We start from the raw sequence: 19950 nt of genomic DNA, 5'->3' as shown, positions 1-19950 counted from the left end.
GCCCCCCCCCGGGGGGGGGGGGGGGGTTGTGCGCCCGGGCCCCCCGCCCCCCGCCCCCCGCCCCCCCCCCCCAACACCCCTAGCCGGTCCGACCCGTGCGGGGCGGGACGGCGTGGTCGCGGAGTGGGCCGAGGGTGAGGCCGTGGGTGCGGCAGTGGGCGGCGATCAGGGGGAGGGCGGCGAGGGTGGCGCGCCAGGAGTCGGGGGCGGAGGTGCAGTCCGAGTCGTGCAGCAGGAGGGTGGCGCCGCCGGACAGGCCGGGGCGGGCGGTGGCGTACACGGAGGCGCCGGTGGCGTCGTCGGTCCAGTCCCGGCCCCAGGCCGTCCAGAGCACGGTGCGCAGGCCGAGGCGGCGGGCGGCCAGCGCCGGGCCGGCCGCCAGGACGCCGTACGGCGGGCGGTACCAGGACGGACGGGCCGCGCAGAGTTCGGTGACCGCCGCCGTGGCGCGGCGCAGTTCGCGCAGGTCGCGGGCGGGGGCCGGGTACCACTGCGGGCGGTGGCACCAGCCGTGCACGGCCACCTCGTGACCCCGGGCCACCAGCTCGCGGCCGAGCTCCGGGGCCCGCTCCAGCATCGTGCCGAGCAGGAAGAAGGTGGCCCGGACACCGAGGCCGTCCAGCGCGTCCAGGACGTACGGGGTGCTGCGCCGGTCGGGGCCGTCGTCGAAGGTCAGCGCGACGTGCCGGGGCGCGTCGCCGTACCCGGCCGTGCGCCGGGCGAGGGTGCGGCGCACGGGCGGCAGGCGGACGGCGGCCGGGGCGAGGTGGAGCAGCTCGGCGCCCGCCACGGTGAGGGCCGCCCGGCGGGCGGTGCGCGTCCGGTCCATCGGTGCCCGCCCCGGGTCAGCCGAACCGGGACGCCATGCGCCGGAACACCCCCGGTGCGACGCCGTGGACGCGTGCGGCGAGGCCGAGCCAGCGCGGGACGAAGGGCCGGTCGCAGGACGTGCTGATCGCCCCGACGACGGCTTCGGCGACCCGCTCGGCGGTCACCGGCCGAGGCCGTTCACGCTGGTAGGGGGTGCCGCGCTGGGCGAAGAAGGGGGTGTCCACCGCGCCCGGCAGGACGATCCGGACGCCGACGCCGGTACCGCGCAGCTCGTACCAGAGGCTCTCGGCGAACATCGCCAGCCCGGCCTTGGTGGCCGAGTAGGCGGCCTCGTCGCGGACGCCGACCTGCCCGGCCATCGAGCCGAGGAGCACGATCCGGCCGCGCCGGCGCTCCAGCATGCCGGGGAGCAGCAGGCGGACCAGCCGCAGCGGGGCGGCCAGATTGACCTCGATCATCCGGTCCAGGGTGTCGGTGGGGGTCTGCGCGAAGGGGCCGCGCCAGCCGAGGCCGGCACTGGCGATCAGGACGTCGACCTGCCCGGCGGCGGCCAGGGCCGCCTCGGCGAGGCGCTGCGGGCCGTCCGGCTTGGAGAGGTCCTGGGGCAGGGCCCGGCCGCCGGTGCGGGCGGCGACCGCGTCCAGCCGGGTGCGGTCGGTGCCGGAGAGCAGCAGCTGCCAGCCGGACGGCGCGAGTCGGGCGGCGGTCGCCGCGCCGATGCCGGAGGAGGCTCCGGTGACCAGCGCCACCGGCGGCCCGGCGGCAGGGGCCCCGGGCCGGTCCGGCCGCCGGGGCCGGTGACGGCCTTCGTCCACCATGGCTGCTCCCGTCCTTCCCACACCTGGCCGTCCGTTTTGTCCGGCAAGTCACCTTCGCACGGGGGCGCCGTCCGGGCTACCGGGGTGGGATCGCGGCCGCCTCGCTCCGGCCGTCGGCCGCCGCCGCGACCGGCCGCACCTCGGCCTCCACCTCGCCGAAGCGGGAGAGCACGAAGGTGCCGCCGACCGCCACCGCGAAGCCGACCAGCGCGCACCAGGCGTAGCCCGGCCGCGCCGCGTCGCCCAGCGCGACCACGCCGACCAGGGCCGGACCGAAGGTCTCGGTCACCGTCCCGGCCGCCGTCGCCGCCGTCACGGTGCCCCGCTGCAGCGCGAGCGCGTACGCGAGGTAGCCGCCGAGGCCGCCCAGGGCGAGCCCGTACGCCGCCGGGTCGGTCAGCACGTCGGCCACCCCGCCGACGTCCAGCACCCGGACGGCCAGGCTGGTCACGCCGAAGCCGACCCCGGCGAGCAGGCCGAGACCGGCCGCCGCGGCGCCGCCGCCCCGGCGGGCCAGCACCAGGGTGAGCAGCAGCATCAGGACGGTGGTCCCGAGCAGCGCCCAGTGGAAGGCCGGCGCGGCGTACTCACGGCCCTCCCGCCCGGAGCCGAGGGCCAGCAGGGTGAGCCCGGCGACCACGGCCACGATCGCGGCCACGTCGCCGCGCCGCAGCCGGGCGCCGAGCAGCCAGACCGCGGCGAGCGCCGTCACCGCCAGACCCGCGTTGGTGACCGCCTGGACCAGGAAGAGCGGCAGGCTGCGCAGCGCGACGACGCTCAGCACGAAGCCGCCGATGTCCAGCGCCGTCCCGAGCAGGAACTGCCAGGAGCGCGCGAGGGCGGCGAGCAGCCCGACCCGCACCCGGTCCGACCGTGGCGCCGACCGTGCGCCGCGCGCCTGGAAGACCGAGCCGAAGCCGAAGCAGACGGTCGCGACCAGGGCGGTGGTGAGTCCGAGCAGCATGACTCTCCTCGCTCCTCGGGGCGGGCTCCACGACCAGTCTCGTCCCGTGCGGGCGTACCCGCACGGGGTGCGGGCACGGAGGGCGCCGCACCGGCGCGGGCCGGCGCGCCGGTGTCACGACTTGATGGCCACGGCCGCGTAGAGGGAGGCCTCGGTGTCGGACACGGCGGTGTCCTCGGGGCCGGCGGGGCGCCAGCGCGGGGTGGGGACGAGCCCGGGGGCGAGGAGCGTCCAGCCGTCGAAGAACCGGGCGATCTCATGGTGCGCGCGGGCCTGGCCGGGGGCGCCCGCGGCGCGGTAGATGCCGGCCAGCCGGGCGATCTCCTCGGGCGCGAAGTCGGCGGTGACGTGGGAGAGCACCAGGGCGCTGCCGGGCGCGAGGGCGGCCTTCAGGTGTTCGACGATCGCGTGGGCGCGCTGCCCCGCGGCGCCGTCGGGGCCGTCCGGCGCGTCGGGGTCGTCGGACGCGCCGGGGTCGTCGGGGACGTCGGGGACGAAGTGCAGGACGGCGTTCAGGGAGAGGGCGACCGGGCGGGCGAGGTCGATGGTGTCCCGCAGGCCGGGTGCGGCGAGCAGCGCCGCCGGTTCGGTCAGCTCGGCCTCGACGTACGCGGTGCGGCCCTCGCGGGCCCCGGTGAGCAGCGCCTGGGCGTGCGAGAGCACGATCGGGTCGTTGTCGACGTAGACCACCCGGGCCCGCGGGTTCACCCGTTGGGCGATCTCGTGCAGGTTGGGCGAGGTGGGGATGCCGGTGCCGATGTCGAGGAACTGGTCCAGTCCGGCCTCGGCGAGGGCGCGCGTCGAGCGGTGCATGAAGGCACGGTTGGCGCGCGCGGTCGCGCGCACCCAGGGGAGCGCGGCGAGCGCCTGGCCGGCCGCCTCGCGGTCGGCGGCGAAGTTGGTGATGCCGCCCAGGAAGTAGTCGTACATCCGGGCCGAGTGCGGCACGTTCAGTCGTAGGTCGACACCGTCGTAAAGGCTCATCGCTCTCCCCCGCCGCAGGACTCACCCATCGTTGCCCACGCTACCGGACCGTCAACCACCGTTCCGGTCCGTGGAGTTCCGCCAGCCGATGATCCGTAGATCGGACGCAATGACTGTCGGTATTCGCACAAACGCCTGCGGTGACGAAACCTGGTGGAATGGGGCCCGCGGGCACGGGGCCCGCACCCTCGGGCGGCCGGCGGTCGGTCGGCGGCGGTGGAAGGCAGGTTCGATGACGATCGACAGGGGTGTCCGGGTACTCGGACACCGGGGAGGGCCGGCACTGGCGGGCCCGGGTGGGGACGGCCGCCGGGGGGACGGCCACGGGGACGCCGACGAGCACGGGTACAGCGGCCCGGAGTACGCCAACATCCGCCTGGAGCTCGCCTATTCGGCGTTCTGCGAGACCCATGAGCCGGCCTGGCGGGCCCTCGCCCTGACCCGGATAGGCAACCGCGCGGACGCGGCGCTGATCGTCGAGGCGGTCAAGGAGGACCTCGCCCGGCACTGGGCCCACGTCCTGCGGTTCGAGGAACCGGCCGCGTACGCCTGGCGGCTGGCGAACCGTCATGTCGCCGACTGGGTGTCCGGCGAGGAGCGGGTCGAAGTGGAGGCGGTCACCTTCGAGGCCGTCATCGGAGCGTTCAAGGATGTCGCCAACGGCCTGCTGCACAGCGAGGCGGACGAGGTCCGGCTCTATGCGGCGATCCTCGAACTCCCCGACCGGCAGCGGGACGTGGTCGTCCTGCGGTACCTGCTCGGGCTGCACGTCAAGGTGATCGGCGCCTATCTGGGCCGGCCCGTCGCCACCGTCCACTCCAACCTCCGGCACGCCCGCGAGCGGCTGGCCAGACGGCTCGGTGTGCGCGAACTGCCGGACCGGGGAGGCGAGCAGTGATCCCCCGGCCCCCGGCCGAGGCGCCCGCCGCACCGGCCACGACCCCGGGCGCCGTGCCACCGGCCGAGGGCGGGACGGCGCCGCCGCACATCCCCCGGCCCGAACGCGCGCACGCCGAGCGGATCGCCGCACTGCGTCTGGCCAGGCTCACGGCCGCGCCCACCCACCTGCCGTCCGAGCACGAGCAGGCCGCCTTCGAGCTGGGCCTGGTGGTCGCCCTGGTGCTGGGCACCCCGGACGCGGCCCGGGGGCTGGACCTGCTGGTCAACGCGCGGCGGATCCAGCCGGAGGGAGCGGAGGTGTTCGCCGCGCTGCTCTACGCCACCGGCCGCGAGGAGGGCGCCGAGTTCTGGTGGCGGTTCGCCGCCGGATCGGGCAGCGGCACGGCGGCGTACTGCCTGCACCTGTACCACCTGCGGTACGGCGAGACCGACGACGCCGACTACTGGCGGGCCTGGTCCGACCAGCTCGCCGATGCCCTGGGCCCGCCGGGAGCGCGCCCGCGCGGACCGACCCCGCCGGGGGTGGACCGGCCGCTGCTGCCGGACGACGTCCGGCGGGACGTGCTCTCGCGCTGCCACCGGGGCCTGGCGCCGCAACTGCCCCCGGCGCTGGTCGAGGTGATCGACCGCCTGCCGCGCCAGGGCGACCCGGGCCACGGCGACGCCGACCACGGCGACCCGGACCGGAGCGGTGACGTACCCAGCCCGTGGGGGCTGACCTCGGGTGCGACCTCGGCCTGTTCCTGGGACGGCGCGCAGGGGTGAACCGGGCGGTGGGACGGGCCGGCCCCGTTCGGGTGAGTCCCCGGGCCGGCGACCTCCGGACGGGGCGGGCGCCGGGCGGCGCCCGCCCCGGGCGCTCAGCGCGGGGCGAGGCGGCCGGCGATCTCCGGGCACCGGCCGGAGCCCTCGGCCACCACCGTCGCGTCGTCCCAGCACGGCGGGCCGGCCGGGTGGGCGGCGGCATGGACCACGTAGTGCTGCGGGGCCATCGCGGTGTCCCGGCCGGGCAGGGCCTCGATCACCGTGCGGTGGGCGACCAGCGGGGTGAACCCGGGGTCGTCGGTGGCGATCCGCGCGATCAGACGGCCGTCGACGAAGTCGACCCGGGTGGCGGTGCCGAGCGCGTCGACGACCAGGGCCCGGACGGCGTCCAGGTCCACCCAGGAGTTCTCGATCCGCTGCCAGGCACCGGTCCGGACGGCGCCGCCGAGACCGGTCAGCGCGGGCAGACCGGCGAGCGGGACCGGCCCCCGGGCGGCGGCTTCGAGCAGCGCGGGCAGGGCCAGCGCGAAACGGCCGGTCTCCTCGCGGTCGAGCACCTGCGGGCAGGCGACCAGTGCGAACTCCAGGCTGTTCGAGGTCCGCAGGATGTTCAACATCAGCCGGACGGCGACCGGCTGGTCCGGCAGCCAGGTCAGTTCGGGGTCGCTCGTCGGGGACGGGCGGGCGTCGGACATCGCCTCGGGGATGGTCATGCTCAGGTCGTTGACCACGACCTGGCGGGCGAAGCGGGAGCCGCGCAGATGGGCGACGTCCTCGATCAGCTGCCAGACGGCGCCCGCCGGGAGGGTGCTGTGCCAGTAGCCGGCGAGCGACGCCGCCTTGGCCCGGCCGATCACCTCGTCGAGGTCGGCCGCGTCGGTGTCCAGGGCGATCAGGGCGTCCTGGGCGAGGGTGCCGATGTGGTCGGCCATCGCGGCGCGCTGGCGGTTGGCGGAGAGCGCCGACATCACCAGGTCGCCGCGGCCGGCCCGGCGGGCCACCAGGGCCGCGAAGGCCGCCAGCAGGACGACGGAGGGGCTCGCGCCGGTGCGCCGCGCGGTGGCGAGCAGGTCGGCGGCGGCCTGCCGCGAGCGCAGGACGACGGCGGCGACGCCGTCCGGCGGGCCGGTGATCCGGGAGTCCGCGAAGGCGGCCTGCGGCGCGGTGGACAGGACCTTCTGCCAGTGCCGCAGCGCGGCGGCGGCCTTGCGCCGGCCCTGGTCGCTCTGCTCCACCGCGGCCACCTCCAGCGGCGTCCGGGCGGTGACGGGCGGGAGCTCCTTGCCGGCCGCGAGGGCGAACCAGTCCTCGATGAGCAGCGTCGTCGCGGCGCCGTCCGCACCCGCGTGGCAGACGACCACCACCAGCCGGAGCGGGTGGTCGTCCTCGGTCAGCAGGGTGAACCGGAGCCGGGGCCCGGCCGCCAGGTCGAACGGGACGGCGACGTCGGCCCGGCCCAGCTCCTCGGCGAGCGCGTCGATCCCCGCCGCCCCGCCGGTCGACCGGCTGTCCACCACGGTGACGCCGAACTCGCCCTCGCCGCAGACCAGCTGGCGCTCGGGGAAGGCGTCCGGCCCCGGGCCGGGCGGGAACACCGTCCGCAGCGAGTCGTGCCGTTCGACGAGCCGGCGTATGGCGTCGAGCGCGGCCGTCAGGGTCGTCCCGTCGGGGACCGGCCAGACGGACTCCTTGTTGATCTGCTCGGGTCGGTCCCGCCGGATGCAGCGGATCATGTTGTCCTGGCCGAGGGTCAGCGGCCCGAAGCCGCTGCTCGCGCCGCTGTACCGGACGGTGATCCGCCGGCTGGTCTCTCTCACGTCGTACGCGCCCTTCGGCCGGCCTGGGGTTGGAGCGGAGTGCGGGTCGGGACGCTATCAGCGGCCCGGCGAAGTGGTACAGACCAGATTTCTGGGAGCGCCGACTGACCGTCAGTTCCGTTGCCAGAAGGGCTGACAGGCCTCTGACAAAGCCTTCCAGCGGTGCCGTCGCAGCCGGAACGGCTGCTCCCCGAGCACCGCCACGGCGGCGCGGAACGGCCCGGGCACCGGGACGTCGTCGAGCAGGCAGGGGCCCTCGCCGAGCGTGCCCGGGTGGGCCAGGCGCAGCGGGGCCGGGCCGGCCAGCGGCAGCCCGAAGCCCTGCACCAGTCGGCCGCCGTAGGCTTTGACGCAGGCCTCCCGGCGACACCAGAGGGTGGTGAAGCGCTCGGCCAGTACGGCGGGCGAGGCCGACCGGGCGAGGAACTCCGCCTCGGCTCCCGGGAAGTAGCGCTCGGCCACCCGGGTGGCCACCCGGGCGTCGTGGACCTCCTCGACGTCGACACCGACCGGCCGCCCCGCGGTCAGGGCCAGCACGGCCAGGGCGCCGGAGCCGGAGTAGCTGACGCCGACCCGCTCGTGCCCCACCGCCGGTTCGGGTTTGCCGTGCGGGCCGTACCGCCAGGCGAGTTCGGCGGGGTGCAGGCCGAGGCGTTCGGCCACCAGCAGCCGGACGACGCCGTGCACCACGGTGAACCGCCGGCCGGCCACCGGGTCGCGGGCGGGGCCCCGGCCGGTGGCGCGGGCGAGTTCGTCACGGTCCAGCAGGCTTCGCAGGCTCCGGACGACCTCGTCCGGCTGGTCGGTGGGGATGGTCCAGAGGTCGATCCGGTCGGCGCTGTCCGGCGTGGAGGCGGTGTCGGACGTGGAGGCGACATCGGAGGCTGAGGTGGACGTGGAGGCGGTGGCGGTGGCCGGACCCGCCGTCACGGGCCGGCCCGAAGGGTCAGGGTGCTCAGCACACCCAGCCTGCGGTCGAACCCGGCGGCCAGCACCGGCCGCCCCTTCTCCTGCCACTCGGGCAGTCGCTCGGCCAGCTCCGCCCAGAGACCGGTGAACGGCAGACCGGTGAACGGCAGGCCGGCGAACGGCAGACCGGCCGCGGCGGCCACCTCGGGGACCGGCTCGGCCGCCAGGCCGGAGCCCAGCAGGACGGCCGCGTCGGACCCGAGGGTTCCGACCTCCGCGCCGACCACCTCGGCCGCCTTCCGGCCGTCGAGCGCGGAGAACTGACGCACAGTCAGTTCCACGTCGGCGGTCTCGTCCAGGACGAGCACGACGACGCTGTGCCGCTCGGGCAGGTCGACCGGCCCCGCCGGCCGGTAGTGCAGCGCGGTCTGTTCCGCCAGTACCACCACCGCCCGCCGGCACGCCCCGGTGCGCTGGTACTCGGCGGCCACCCGCAGGGCGCTGAAGGCCACCGCCGACCCCTGGTCGCAGAGGGCGAAGGCCAGCGGCGCGCCGGGGCAGGACCGGCTGAGCGCCAGCGAGCTGGGCGCCCCCGGGCGCACGTCGGGCGAGTCGAAGGCGAGGATCAGCAGGTCCACCGGCACGCCGTCGGCGAGCGCCTCGGCCAGCAGGCCCTCGGCCAGTTCCTCGTAGGAGTGGCCGACGCCCTCGGCGAGGAGGTCCTCCCGCACCGGCAGGCCGTAGGGCCGGACCAGGTCCGTGACGAACACCCGCAGGTCCGGGTCGAGCGAGGTCTCCGACCTGCCGTCGAAGGACCGCGCGAGGATCCGGGTGACGCCCAGCGCGAGCGGCGGCGCGGAATCGGCGGCCACCCGGTCAGTCCTCGGGGATGATGTGCCCGGCGACGTAGTCGGCCAGGCTGGTCACCGAGCGCAGGTCGTCCTCGCCGATCTGCTCGACGTCGACCTGGATGTCCAGCGTCTCCTCGACTTCGAGGATCAGCTCGATGGTGCCGGCCGAGGTCAGGCCGAGGTCGTCGAAGAGGCAGGCGTTCTCGGGGATCTCGGGGAGGTCGCGCTTGAGGACGCGCGGCAGCAGCTCGCCGATGCTCCGCAGGATCCGGTCGCGCAGCTCGACCTCAGTGGTCTGGACCGCGGGTTCTGGCATGGATGTCCCGTCCCGTCGTGCGTGAGAGGTGAATGGGTGCGGCGGGCGGAGGCGTGGTCGTCCTCGCCGTGCCGCTGCGTCGCCCGGGTGCGCCGAAACGACGATGCGTCAGTGTTCGACGGCCATGGCGGAGAAGGTGGCTCCGACACCGGCGGCGGCGATCAGGTAGCGGTCGCCCCGGTGGAGCAGCCCCCGCGTGGTGGCGGTGTGGAGATTGATGAGGCTGTCTGCAGCGAAACTGTGCCCGACGGAGCGCACGTTGTCCAGCACGACCTTCTCCACCGGGAACCCGATCCGTCGGCAGATCATCCGCCAGGAGGCCTGGTTGACGTTGTGCGGGAGCACCAGGGCGACGTCCGAGAGGTCCAGACCTGCCTGGTCGAGGGCGGCCTCGATCGCCTCGATCATCACCACCGGGTACTCCCGCTGGTAGCGCGCCAGCAGGTCCGCGTCCCCGGCCAGGCGGCCGTCGAACTCGGGGCGGTGGCGGACGGCGTAGGAGAGCACCCGATTGCGCTCGCCGGTGGCCCGGACCAGGCAGGCGGCCGCGCCCTCGGCGAAGATCCCGGTCTCGGGCACCACCTGGGCGTCCTTGGTGAAGGTCTTCTCGCCGGCCAGCACCAGCGCCAGGGCCTCCGGGTCGTCCTGCCCGGCGAGCAGGCGGCCGGCCAGGTCTACGGCCAGCAGACCCACCGCACAGGCGTGGTGGGTCACCGTGAAGGCCGAGGCGTGCGCCAGGCCGTACCGGCCGAGCAGGTCGTGCAGGGGGTTGAGCGGGTACGGCACCGCCACCGGCATGCTGCGGGCGTGGATCACGAAACGGACGTGCCGTTCGCGTCCGCGCAGCTCCGGTAAGGCCTCGACGGCGGCGCCGAGCAGGTCGGGCAGCTTCCCGTCCGGATCCAGCCGCAGCTGGTCCAGTCCGTGGAAACGGCGGAAGAGTCGAAGTTGACGCGGGGTCAGGCCGATCCGCTCGCCCACTGCCTCAATGGGCACGGTGTGCTGGGGGAGGTGGACGGCCACTGCCTCCAGTGCTGTCACGCGGGCTAGTATTCCGACGCCCGACGGGTCGCACAAGTGATCTCGGGCCCTTCGCAGTCCCGATCCGCCCCCGTGCCGTCGAGCAGGTGGAGCCCCCATGACCTCTTCCGAACCCGAATCCTCCGCCGCCCAGGTCCGTCCGGAGCTGGTCGCCCTGCTGGCCCGGGCCGCCGGCGCGCCGCCCGAGTGGGCCGCGCTGGTCACCCCGCAGGCCCGGCTGGACGCCGATCTGCTGCTGGACGAGCACGAACTGACGGTGCTCGATGCCCTTTTGTGCGGGCACTTCGGGGCAACCGCCGGCCTCGCCGCACACCGTGCCGGGCTGGACCTGGCCGAGCTGGAAGCCCTGACCGTCGCCGAGGTGCAGCGGCTGCTGCCCGCCGAGGAGCCCGTCCGATGAGCCGATTCCTGCTGGTGGTACCGCCGTTGACGGGACACGTCAATCCGGTCGTGGGGATCGCCCGCGAGCTGGCCGCGCGCGGCCACGAGGTCGCCTGGACCGGCACCGAGTCGGTCCTGCGGCCGCTGCTCGGCCCCGGGGCGGTCGTCCTGGGGACGGGCACCCGGGCGTTCCGGGCGCAGGGCGGGCACGGACTGGCCGCCCTGCGCTCGCTCTGGGAGGGCTTCATCGTTCCCTACGCGCGGTTCACCGCGAAGCCGTTGGACGCGGCGGTGCGGGAGTACCGGCCGGACGCCCTGCTGGTCGACCAGCACACGCCCGCGGGCGCGCTGGTCGCCCACCGGCACGGTCTGCCGTGGGCCAGCCTGGCGCCGGGCGCGATGGAGCTGGGGCGGCCGTTCCGGGCGCTGCCGAAGGTCGAGGCCTGGATGACCGGGCTGCTCACCGGGCTCTGGCGACGGGCCGGACTGCCGGAGGAGGAGTACACCGACCCGCGCTTCTCCCCCGCCCTCGTCCTGGCGACGACCGGTCCCGCGCTGGCCGGTCCGGCGCCGCTCCCGGCGCACTACGCCCTGGTCGGGCCGGTGCTCGCCGAACGGCCGGCCGACCCGGCCTTCCCCTGGGAACGGCTGGAGCCGGGCCGGCGCCGGGTCCTGGTCACCATGGGGACGCTGGCCGGAGACCTCGGCGCGGACTTCCACGCCCGGGCCGTCCGGGCCCTGGCGCTGTGCGGGGACGACGTCCAGCCGGTGATCGCCGCGCCCGCCGCGCTGCTGCCCGAACTGCCCCGCCACGCGGTGGCCGTGGACCGGGCGCCGGTGCTGGAGCTGATGGCGCGGGGAGCGCTGGACGCGGTGCTGTGCCACGGCGGGATGAACACCGTCGGCGAGGCGCTGGCGCACGGGATCCCGCTGGTCACCGCGCCCATCCGACACGACCAGCCGTTCGTCGCGGCCCAGGTGGCGGCGGCCGGCGCCGGGCTGCGGGTGCCGTTCGCGCGCGTCACGCCCGAGGGGCTGGCGGCCGCGCTGCGCACCGTCCTCGACGCACCGGAGCACCGCGCGGCGGCCGCCCGGGTGGGCGCCGAACTGCGCTCCGGCGGCGGGGCCCTGACGGCGGCCGACCGACTGGAGGCGCTGGTCGGAACCGGGGCAGAACGATCGAATCCATTGGTCTAGGCCATTGTATCCAGGGCGCCGCAGACCCTAGTGTGGCGCGAAGCACCGCTTCCCAGGTGCCCCGGCCACCTTCCCCGCACGGACCGTCCAGCCCTGTGTGCGCTGGACGTCGTCGACGTGGCACATCCATCCCCGCACGGGAGTTCTGGTTGATCGAGACCAAAGGACTTCGCAAGTCCTATCCCTCCAAACAACGCGGCCAGGCTGCCGTCGACGCCGTCCGCGGCATCGACCTGGACGTGGCCGCAGGCGAGATCTTCGGCTTTCTCGGGCCCAACGGCGCCGGCAAGACGACCACCCTGCGCATGCTCGCCACCCTCATCCGGCCGGACGGCGGTGCGGTCCGGATCGCCGGCGCCGACCTGCTGACCGACCCGGCCGGAGTCCGGCAGCGGATCGGCTACGTCGCCCAGGGCGGCGGCACCGCCGACGCCGTCACCGCCCGCGAGGAGCTGGTGATGCAGGCCCGGATGTACGGCGCCCGCAAGACCCTGGCCCAGCAGCGGGCCGAGGAGGCCCTGAAGGCCTTCGGGCTCACCGAGTTCGGCGACCGCGCGTGCCGCACCTACTCGGGCGGCCAGCGCCGCCGGCTGGACATCGCACTGGGCGTCATCCACGCGCCGCGGGTGCTCTTCCTCGACGAACCCACCGTCGGGCTCGACCCGGCCAGCCGGGTGCAGGTGTGGGCGGAGATCCGCCGCCTGAACGCCGAGGGCCTGACCGTCGTGGTGACCACGCACTACCTGGAGGAGGCCGACGCGCTCTGCGACCGGGTGGCGATCGTCGACCACGGCGAGGTCGTCGCCGAGGGAACCCCGGAGAGCCTGAAGCGGGAGATCTCGGGCGACGTCGTCCTGGTCGGCCTGGCGGCCGGCGAGGCCGAACGCGCCACCAAGGCGCTGCGGGAACAGCCGTACCTCCACCGCCTGGAGACCCAGGGCGAGGACGACCTGCGGCTCTACCTCGACGACGGCGCGGCCGCGATCCCGCGACTTCTGCGCGCCCTCGACGGGGCGGGCGTCGTGCCCGGCACCGTGCAGCTGCAGCGGCCCAGCCTGGACGACGTGTTCCTGGCCCGGACGGGCCGTTCCATCGAGCAGTCCTGAGCACTGATCCCCGAGAGGCCCCCATGAAGCTCGCCCGCGACACCTGGCTGGTCTTCCAGCGACAGCTGCTGATCATGTGGCGAACCCCGATCTGGATCGCCGTCGGGCTGATCCAGCCCCTCTTCTACCTGCTGCTGTTCGCCCCGCTGCTCAAGACGGTGCTGGCGCCGATGGGCGCGATCACCTACGCCGACGCCTACCAGATCTACGTACCGGGCCTGTTGGCGGTGCTCTGCATCTTCGGCGGCCTGTACACCGGCTTCAGCCTGCTCGGCGAGCTGAAGGCCGGGATCATCGAACGGTCCCGGGTGACCCCGGTGAGCCGGCTGGCGCTGCTGCTCGGCCGGGCGCTGCGCGAGACGGTGGCGCTGCTCGTCCAGGCCGTCCTGATCACCCTGATCGCGCTGCCGTTCGGGCTGCGGGTGGCACCGCTGGACCTGCTGCTGGCGTACCTGCTGCTCGGCCTGCTGGCCCTGATGACCTCGGCGATCTCCTACGGCATCGCGCTGGTGCTCCCGGCCGACGAGGCGATGGCGCCGGTGGTGAACACCCTCGCGCAGCCGATCGCGCTGCTCTCCGGCGTCCTGCTGCCGCTGGTGCTGGCGCCGGTGTGGCTGCAGAACGTGGCCAAGTGGAACCCCTTCTACTGGGCCGTGGAAGGCATGCGGGCGCTGTTCTCCGGCCATGTCGGGGACAGCGTGGTCTGGCAGGGGCTGCTGGTGGTCGTCCTGATGACGGTGGTGTCCGTGTACTGGTCGGCCCGCCTGTTCTCGACCCGGGTGCGCTGAGCCCCGCGCGATCCCCCATGCGGCACGAGGGCGGGGCCGGGGCTTCTTCGAGCCCCGGCCCCGCCCTCGTCCGTGTCGCTACCGGGCCTGCGCCCGGATGAAGCGGGCCAGCTCGGCGACGCCCGCGTCGATCTGGTGCTCCGTCAGCGAACTGACCGAGAGCCGGAGCCGGTGCTCTCCCCCGCCCGCCGGGTAGAACGGCGCCATCGGCGTCCAGAGCACTCCGAAGTCCCTGGCGCACCGCTCCATGGCCGCTTCGTCGGCCGTGAAGGGCACCGTCAGCACGGCGAAGAAGCCGCCCTCCGGCTCGTTCCAGGACAGGCCCAGCCGCCGGCGCTCCGCCGCCGGGAACTCCCGCTCCAGCGCGCCCAGCAGCGCCGTCATGTTGGCCGCGTAGTAGGCCGTCGCGCGGGCGTTGGCGGCGCGCAGCCGGCAGTCGTGGCGCAGCAGCATGCCGCCGATGACGGCCTGGCTGAGCGCGGGCGTGTTCACCGTCGTCATGCTCTTCAGCTTCGCCAGCTCGTCGGCGAGCAGCGAGCGCCGGCCGCCGGGGCCGGCCACCTCCTGGTCGGCGACGACGTAGCCGAGCCGGGCGCCGGGGAAGCAGGTCTTGGCGAAGGAGCCGAGGTAGACGACCTGCCGGCGGCGGTCCAGCGCCTTCAGGGTCGGCCGCTCGCCGGGGTCGCGGGCGAAGAAGCCGTACGGGTTGTCCTCGATGACCAGCAGCCCCTCCGCGGCGGTGGTCTCCAGCAGCCTCGCCCGGGCGCCGACGGGCATGCTGGTGCCCGAAGGGTTGGCGAAGTCGGGCACCACGTAGAGGGCCCGCGGCCGCCCGCCCCCGGCCCGGACGGCCCGGGCGGCTGCCCGGACGGCCTGCGGGTCGGGGCCGCCGTCGGGGCCCTCGGGCACCGGGACGGTGGTCAGGTCGAGCAGCCGGGCGGCGCCGGTGACGCCGACGTAGCAGGGCGAACTGACCAGCAGGACGTCCTGCGGGCCGGCGCAGAGGGCGCGCAGCGTCAGCAGCATGCCCTCCTGGGCGCCGACGGTGAGCACCAGGGACTCGGGGGCGACGGTGAGGCCCTCGTCGTTGGCCAGGGTGCGGGCGACCAGGTCGGCGATGACGCCCTTGGTCGGGCCGTACTGGAACAGCGTGGTGCGCACGGCGTCCCGGTCGAGGCCGCGGGCCGCCAGGTGGTCCAGATAGGCGTCCAGGTGGCCGTGGACGTCCTCCGGCTCGAAGAAGCCCTCGTACGGGCGGCCGGGGGCGAAGGAGACGGCCCCGGGGTAGCGGGTGGTGACCTCGTTGAGGAAGGTCATCGCGTCCAGCAGCGGATCCGACAGCGAGGCGTGCAGTCCGGACAGCGCGAGGGGCTCCACGGCCGGGGCGTCGGGCGGGGCGAGCGGGCGGAGGGCGGTCACCGCAGGGCCTCGCGCAGCCGCTCGGCGGCGTACCGCTGGGCCTCGCCGGCCGCGTCCAGGACGCCCGTCATGGCGAAGAAGCCGTGCGGCATGCCCGCGAACCGGCGGGACTCGACCGGGACGCCGGCCGCCCGCAGCGCGTCGGCGTAGTGCTCCCCCTCCTCGCACAGCGGGTCGTACTCCGCGGTGATCACGGTGGCGGGCGGCAGCCCGGCCAGGCTCGGGGCGCGCAGCGGGGAGGCGTAGGGGTGGTCGCCGTCGGCGGGATCGGCCAGGTAGTGGCCCCAGTACCAGGCCACCGAGCGGCGGTTGAAGAGCAGCGGGTCGTCGTGCCGCTCCGGCGGTGCGGCGGCGACCGCGCGGTGGTCGGTGTTGGGGTAGACCAGCAGCTGGTGGCGCAGGGCCGGGCCGCCCTCGTCCCGGGCGAGCAGGGTGAGGGCGGCGGTGAGGTTGCCCCCGGCGCTGTCGCCGCCGACGGCCAGCCGGGCCGGGTCGATGCCGAGGGCGTCGGCGTTCCCGGCCAGCCACCGGGCGGCGGCGCGGCAGTCGTGGACGGCCGCGGGGAAGGGGTGCTCGGGGGCCAGGCGGTAGCCGACGGAGGCGGTGACGCAGCCGACGGCGTTGGTCAGCCGGCGGCAGATCGCGTCGCTGGTGTCGGGCGAGCCGAGGGTCCAGCCGCCGCCGAAGAGGTAGAGCAGCGCGGGCAGCGGCCGGCCGGCCGGCTCGGGGCGGTAGAGCCGCAGGGCGAGCTCGCCGCCGGGGCCGGGGATCCGGTGCTCCTCGACGGCGGCGACGGGCTCGGGGGTGCCGGCGGCGGACCGGACGTCGGCGAGGTCGGCGGCGCGGGCCTGGGCCGGGGTGAGGCTGTAGAGCGGGGGTGTGCCGGCCTGCGCACGGCGTTCGCGCAGGGCCTGGGCCTGGGGGTGCAAGGGCATGGTCATCCCATCGGACGGCGGGGGTCGGGCGCTCCTGCTCGGAGCCTGCCCGGTCGGTCACGCCCGGACAGGCTCGCGGAGGGGAGTCCTGGGGCTTGTCCGAGCAGTTCCCGTCGCAAAGGAGAAGCGCGGCGGGGAGTGTCGGGCAAGTCATGGGGGTGCTGGCAAAGTCGCGTCGGATCAGGCGGGACGTTGCCGGCACTCCCTAGCGGTCGGCCTCGACGTAGATCGTCTCGTCGGTGCGGAACGCGGTGTCGAGGTCGGCGACGTCGGCGCGGACGCCCTGCCGGTAGGCGCAGTGGCGGATCGCGTCGGCCTCGAAGCCGGCCTGGGTGAGGACGTGCCGCAGCTCGTCCAGGTCGTAGATCCACTGGTGGCCGTAGTACCGGAAGATCTGGTTGACCAGGAAGGCCGGGCGCGGCGGCATCGGCGGTCCGAACCCCATGGTGGTGAGGCGCCGGCGGTGCTTGGCGAGGAAGCCGTCGTCGGTCGCGTAGCCGACCAGGTAGCGGGCCAGGTCGGGGGTGGTGACGCGCAGCACGCCGCCGGGGCGCAGCACCCGCCGGGCCTCGCGCAGCCAGCCGATCGCGACCGGCATGGTGACGTGCTCGATCAGGTGCTCGGCGTAGACCCAGTCCACGCTGGCGTCCGCGAAGGGCAGCGGGCGGCCGATGTCGAGCTGGGTGAACCAGCGGTCGCCGTCGACGCGGTAGAGGGTGCCGGGTTCGGTACTGGCGCCGGGGCTGCGCAGGGCGGTCAGGTCGGTGCCGAGGCCCTCCGGGTGGGCCGTCCGGAAGGCGGCGAACTCGATGCCGGTGATGCCGAGTTCGCGGAAGCCCTGGTGGTCCCGCGGGAGGCCGCCGGCGGCCGGTTCGAGCTTCTCGCAGGTGGCGACGTCGGCGCTGAACGCGTCGAGGCGGACGGCGAGGCCGTCCGGGTCGTCCCAGTCCCAGCCGGCGAAGGGGTCCTGGTTCTTCATGTCGTCGGTCTCTCTGTCGGGCGTGCGGTGCTTCGGCCCGGAACTTCGGTCCGGAGCTCGGTGCGGGGCCGCGCGGTGGGGCGGTGGGCCGGGCGCGGGGGGATGGGCCGGGGTCGCGCGGTGGGGCCGGGGGCCGGGGTCGCGCCGTCAGGCGGTGGGCCGGGGCGCGGGGGCGGTGGGCCAGGGCGCGAGGGCGCTGTGGTCCAGGTCCGCGAGGGTGGGCCGGCCCAGCAGGGCCAGCGTGTGCTCCAGTTCGTCGCGGAGCAGGTCGAGGACGCGGACCACGCCCGCCTCGCCGTCGACGGCGAGCCCCCACAGCACGGGGCGGCCGACCAGGACGGCCCGGGCGCCGAGCGCGAGGGCGACGGCGATGTCGGTGCCGGTGCGGACGCCGCCGTCGAGCAGCACCGGGACCTCCGGCGGGAGCGCCGCGACCACCTCGGGCAGCGCCGCCAGCGCCGGGACCGCGCCGTCCAGTTGACGGCCGCCGTGGTTGGAGACCACCACGGCGTCCACCCCGTGTTCGGCGGCGAGCCGGGCGTCCTCGGCGGTCAGGATGCCCTTGAGGACCAGCGGGAGGCGGGTGCGGGCCCGCAGCCAGGCCAGATCGGACCAGGTCAGGCTGGGGTCGAACTGCTCCAGGGCGTGCTCGGCGATGCCGGAGGAGCCCGCGTCGGCCCGGTGGCTGGCGGCCATCAGCGCGGGGTCGAGGTTGACGGCGCGGATGTCCGGCGGAACGGCGAAGCCGTTGCGCAGGTCGCGCAGCCGGCGGCCGATCCGGGGCGCGTCCACGGTCAGCATGAGCGCGGCGAAGCCGGCTGCCTCGGCCCGCTCGATCAGGGCGGCGAGGGCGTCGCGCCGGCGCAGCCAGTAGAGCTGCAACCAGAGCGGCCCGGTGGCCGCGGCCGCGATGGACTCCAGGCTGCGGCTGGCGAAGATTCCGGCGACCAGCACCGCGCCGGCCCGGCCGGCCGCCCGGGCGGTCACGGTTTCCCCGTCCGAATGGACCAGCCGGTGGTAGGCCATCGGGGCAATTGCGAGTGGCGTCCGGAGCTCGGTTCCGAGCAGCGGGACGGCGGTCGAGCAGGTCGAGACGTCGACCAGCGTGCGGGGGCGCAGTGCATAGTGACCGAACATTTCCCGGTTGGCCGCCAGGGTGCGTTCGGATCCACTGCCACCCTCGATGAAGTCCCATATTTCCGGTGGTAGTTGGGCGCGCGCCGCGCGCTCCATCCCGGCCAGCGTGAGTAGTCCCACGGGCATCCTCGTTCCCGGACGGCCGCGCTCGGACCAGTCCCGCTTCGGCAGCGTAGAAGGTACGGACCAGATTGGTATAGACCTTGATTTGACCAAACGTCTGTGCAAAGGTCTGGCAACGGAATTGACCGTATTGGTTTGAGAACGGCGTCCATGTCAAATCTCCTCTCCGTGGAGTGGCGTTGACCGGCATTTCCCTCCCCGCACTTCCACCCTCCTCACCGCCGCACGCCGACGCCCCGGACGACTGGGTGGCGCGGTTCCTGCTGGCCGGCCCCGAGGACGCGGAGTGCCTGCGCTTCGGCACACCCGTCGACCGCGCCACCCTGCGCGCCCTGGTCGACGAGCAGGCCGCCCGGCTGACCGCGGCCGGCCTCGGCCCCGGCGGCACCGCGGCGCTGCGACTGCCGCCCTCCCTGGGCTTCGTCGCCGCGCTGCTCGCCTGCTGGCAACTGCGCGCCCAGGTAACCCTGCTGGACCACCGGCTGACCGACCACGAGATCGCCCTGGCGGTCGAACGGCTGACCCCGCAGGTGCTGGTAGGGTCCGAGCACCGGCCCTCGGCGGCGCTGCGCGGCTTCTCCGAGGTCGAGCCGGTGGCCGTCCGGCTACCGGGCGGGCGACCTGCCCGGACCGGCCACGCGCTGGTCCAGCTCAGCTCCGGGTCCACCGGCCCGGCCAAGGTCATCGCCCGTACCGCCGGCGACCTGCTCCGTGAACTCGACTGCTACCGGCGGTTGGCGGACTTCCCCGGCGAGGGCGAGCGGGTGGTGCTGCTCTCCTCGGTGGTGCACGTGCTCGGACTGGTCGGCGGACTGCTGAACAGCCTGTACGCCCACGCGCCGCTCACCGTGCCGGAGCGGATGACGGCGGCGGGTATCCTGGCCGCCGTCGGCGACGAGGGGGAACGGCCGACCACCGTGATCGGTGTCCCCTTCCACGCCGAACTGCTGGCCGGTGCGGCCGCGCCCCCGGCGCTGCCACGGCTGCGCCGGATGGTGGTGGCCGGGGAGCTGGTCCGCCCGGGCCTGCCGGCGGCCTTCACCGCCCGGTACGGCGTACCGCTGGGCACCATGTACGGGATGACCGAGCTCGGCGTCATCGCCACCGATCTGGACGGCGCGCTGCACCCGGCGAAGCGTCCCGTGCACGGCATGGAACTGCGCCTGGTGGCAGGCGAGTTGCAGCTGGGCACGGCCGCCTCGCCGTACCCTGGGCTGGACGACCCGACCCGGTGGTCGGACGGCTGGCTGCACACCCGCGACGCCGCGGAGCTGGACCGGGCCACCGGGCTGGTCACCGTGCTGGGCCGGCGGGACTCCCAGGTCTCGATCGGCGGGCTGAAGGTGGACCTCACCGAGGTCGAACTGATCCTGGCCGCCCTGCCCCAGGTCCGCGAGGCCGTCGTGGTCTTCGACGAGGGCGCCATCGAGGCGTACCTCGCCGCCGACCAGGACGCCGACCACGCGCTGGTCCGGGACGGGCTGACCCGGCGGCTCGCCGCCTACAAGCGGCCCCGCCGGCTGTCCTTCCTCCCGCAACTCCCGCGCACCGCCACCGGAAAGCTGCTGCGCGACCCGGCCGCCCTGCGGGCGACCGCCGCCGAACCGCCCCGCTGACCGGCCCCGCCGGGAGGCGCCGGACAGACCCGCCGCCCCCGGACCGCCGCGTCCCCGACTCCCCACCGCTTCT

20 protein-coding genes are annotated in these 19950 nt (G+C 75.2%); 7 read left to right on the top strand and 13 right to left on the bottom strand.

The features are described 5' to 3' along the window. Window positions 1–79: 79 nt before the first annotated feature. The 4 genes from ABT263_RS28510 to ABT263_RS28495 all read right to left on the bottom strand — a co-directional run bounded on the left by ABT263_RS28510 (window position 80) and on the right by ABT263_RS28495 (window position 3597). A complete protein-coding gene (locus ABT263_RS28510) occupies window positions 80–829 on the bottom strand; it encodes a polysaccharide deacetylase family protein (RefSeq protein WP_352294626.1) in 750 nt (249 codons plus the stop codon). A 16-nt stretch (window positions 830–845) separates the two neighbouring features. Continuing rightward, window positions 846–1649, bottom strand: a complete 804-nt coding sequence (locus tag ABT263_RS28505; RefSeq protein ID WP_352294624.1) for an SDR family NAD(P)-dependent oxidoreductase — start codon at window positions 1647–1649, stop codon at window positions 846–848. A 76-nt stretch (window positions 1650–1725) separates the two neighbouring features. Next, the gene (locus tag ABT263_RS28500) at window positions 1726–2613 is read right to left on the bottom strand and encodes a hypothetical protein (protein WP_352294623.1); all 888 of its coding nucleotides are present in this window, start codon (window positions 2611–2613) and stop codon (window positions 1726–1728) included. Between the two features lie 114 nt (window positions 2614–2727). Next, a complete protein-coding gene (locus ABT263_RS28495) occupies window positions 2728–3597 on the bottom strand; it encodes an SAM-dependent methyltransferase (protein ID WP_352294621.1) in 870 nt (289 codons plus the stop codon). Window positions 3598–3829: 232 nt separating this feature from the next. Between ABT263_RS28495 and ABT263_RS28490 the strand changes: the two genes are divergently transcribed. Both ABT263_RS28490 and ABT263_RS28485 read left to right on the top strand, forming a co-directional pair. Further along, window positions 3830–4495 (top strand): RNA polymerase sigma factor, encoded by a 666-nt coding sequence (locus ABT263_RS28490; RefSeq protein WP_352294619.1) that lies wholly within the window; start codon window positions 3830–3832, stop codon window positions 4493–4495. Continuing rightward, window positions 4492–5262 (top strand): hypothetical protein, encoded by a 771-nt coding sequence (locus ABT263_RS28485; RefSeq protein ID WP_352294617.1) that lies wholly within the window; start codon window positions 4492–4494, stop codon window positions 5260–5262. Before ABT263_RS28490 ends, ABT263_RS28485 begins: the two co-directional genes overlap by 4 nt. A 95-nt stretch (window positions 5263–5357) precedes the next feature. On the opposite strand, the gene ABT263_RS28480 is transcribed toward ABT263_RS28485, so the two are convergent. The 5 genes from ABT263_RS28480 to ABT263_RS28460 all read right to left on the bottom strand — a co-directional run bounded on the left by ABT263_RS28480 (window position 5358) and on the right by ABT263_RS28460 (window position 10196). Further along, a complete protein-coding gene (locus ABT263_RS28480; protein WP_352294615.1) occupies window positions 5358–7079 on the bottom strand; it encodes a condensation domain-containing protein in 1722 nt (573 codons plus the stop codon). A gap of 111 nt (window positions 7080–7190) precedes the next feature. Then, window positions 7191–8009 carry a 4'-phosphopantetheinyl transferase family protein gene (locus ABT263_RS28475; RefSeq protein WP_352294613.1) on the bottom strand — a complete coding sequence of 273 codons (819 nt, stop codon included), beginning with the start codon at window positions 8007–8009 and terminating at the stop codon, window positions 7191–7193. After that, on the bottom strand, window positions 8006–8860 hold the full coding sequence (locus ABT263_RS28470) for a hypothetical protein (RefSeq protein WP_352294611.1): 855 nt from the start codon (window positions 8858–8860) through the stop codon (window positions 8006–8008). The genes ABT263_RS28475 and ABT263_RS28470 overlap by 4 nt, the downstream gene beginning before the upstream one ends. A 4-nt stretch (window positions 8861–8864) precedes the next feature. Further along, window positions 8865–9155: an acyl carrier protein gene (locus ABT263_RS28465; protein WP_352294609.1), complete on the bottom strand. Its 291-nt coding sequence runs from the start codon at window positions 9153–9155 to the stop codon at window positions 8865–8867. Window positions 9156–9263: 108 nt separating this feature from the next. Then, a complete protein-coding gene (locus tag ABT263_RS28460) occupies window positions 9264–10196 on the bottom strand; it encodes a 3-oxoacyl-[acyl-carrier-protein] synthase III C-terminal domain-containing protein (protein ID WP_352294607.1) in 933 nt (310 codons plus the stop codon). Window positions 10197–10293: 97 nt separating this feature from the next. On the opposite strand from ABT263_RS28460, the gene ABT263_RS28455 reads away from it, so the two are divergent. The 4 genes from ABT263_RS28455 to ABT263_RS28440 all read left to right on the top strand — a co-directional run bounded on the left by ABT263_RS28455 (window position 10294) and on the right by ABT263_RS28440 (window position 13668). Beyond that, window positions 10294–10596, top strand: a complete 303-nt coding sequence (locus ABT263_RS28455; protein ID WP_352294605.1) for a hypothetical protein — start codon at window positions 10294–10296, stop codon at window positions 10594–10596. Further along, complete coding sequence (locus tag ABT263_RS28450; RefSeq protein WP_352294603.1) at window positions 10593–11774, top strand: glycosyltransferase; 1182 nt, start codon at window positions 10593–10595, stop codon at window positions 11772–11774. The genes ABT263_RS28455 and ABT263_RS28450 overlap by 4 nt, the downstream gene beginning before the upstream one ends. 149 nt (window positions 11775–11923) lie before the next feature. Beyond that, window positions 11924–12880, top strand: a complete 957-nt coding sequence (locus tag ABT263_RS28445; protein WP_352294601.1) for an ATP-binding cassette domain-containing protein — start codon at window positions 11924–11926, stop codon at window positions 12878–12880. Window positions 12881–12903: 23 nt separating this feature from the next. Beyond that, on the top strand, window positions 12904–13668 hold the full coding sequence (locus tag ABT263_RS28440) for an ABC transporter permease (RefSeq protein WP_329491305.1): 765 nt from the start codon (window positions 12904–12906) through the stop codon (window positions 13666–13668). A gap of 78 nt (window positions 13669–13746) precedes the next feature. Here ABT263_RS28440 and ABT263_RS28435 read toward each other — a convergent pair whose 3' ends face one another. The 4 genes from ABT263_RS28435 to ABT263_RS28420 form a co-directional block, all read right to left on the bottom strand. After that, complete coding sequence (locus tag ABT263_RS28435) at window positions 13747–15087, bottom strand: aminotransferase-like domain-containing protein (RefSeq protein WP_352294599.1); 1341 nt, start codon at window positions 15085–15087, stop codon at window positions 13747–13749. Beyond that, window positions 15084–16022: a LipP1 family hormone-sensitive lipase gene (gene lipP1, locus ABT263_RS28430; RefSeq protein ID WP_352294597.1), complete on the bottom strand. Its 939-nt coding sequence runs from the start codon at window positions 16020–16022 to the stop codon at window positions 15084–15086. The genes ABT263_RS28435 and lipP1 overlap by 4 nt, the downstream gene beginning before the upstream one ends. A gap of 205 nt (window positions 16023–16227) precedes the next feature. Beyond that, window positions 16228–17001: a class I SAM-dependent methyltransferase gene (locus tag ABT263_RS28425; protein ID WP_352294595.1), complete on the bottom strand. Its 774-nt coding sequence runs from the start codon at window positions 16999–17001 to the stop codon at window positions 16228–16230. A 147-nt stretch (window positions 17002–17148) separates the two neighbouring features. Beyond that, window positions 17149–18264, bottom strand: coding sequence for an alpha-hydroxy acid oxidase (locus tag ABT263_RS28420; RefSeq protein ID WP_465706523.1), 1116 nt, complete (start codon window positions 18262–18264; stop codon window positions 17149–17151). 176 nt (window positions 18265–18440) lie between these two features. On the opposite strand from ABT263_RS28420, the gene ABT263_RS28415 reads away from it, so the two are divergent. Beyond that, window positions 18441–19877, top strand: a complete 1437-nt coding sequence (locus ABT263_RS28415; protein ID WP_352294591.1) for a class I adenylate-forming enzyme family protein — start codon at window positions 18441–18443, stop codon at window positions 19875–19877. Window positions 19878–19950: the final 73 nt, after the last annotated feature.

Origin of the sequence: Kitasatospora sp. NPDC001603 (assembly GCF_040298365.1) — a bacterium.
GTDB lineage: Bacteria > Actinomycetota > Actinomycetes > Streptomycetales > Streptomycetaceae > Kitasatospora.
This window is presented reverse-complemented; position numbering and strand designations above follow the sequence as displayed.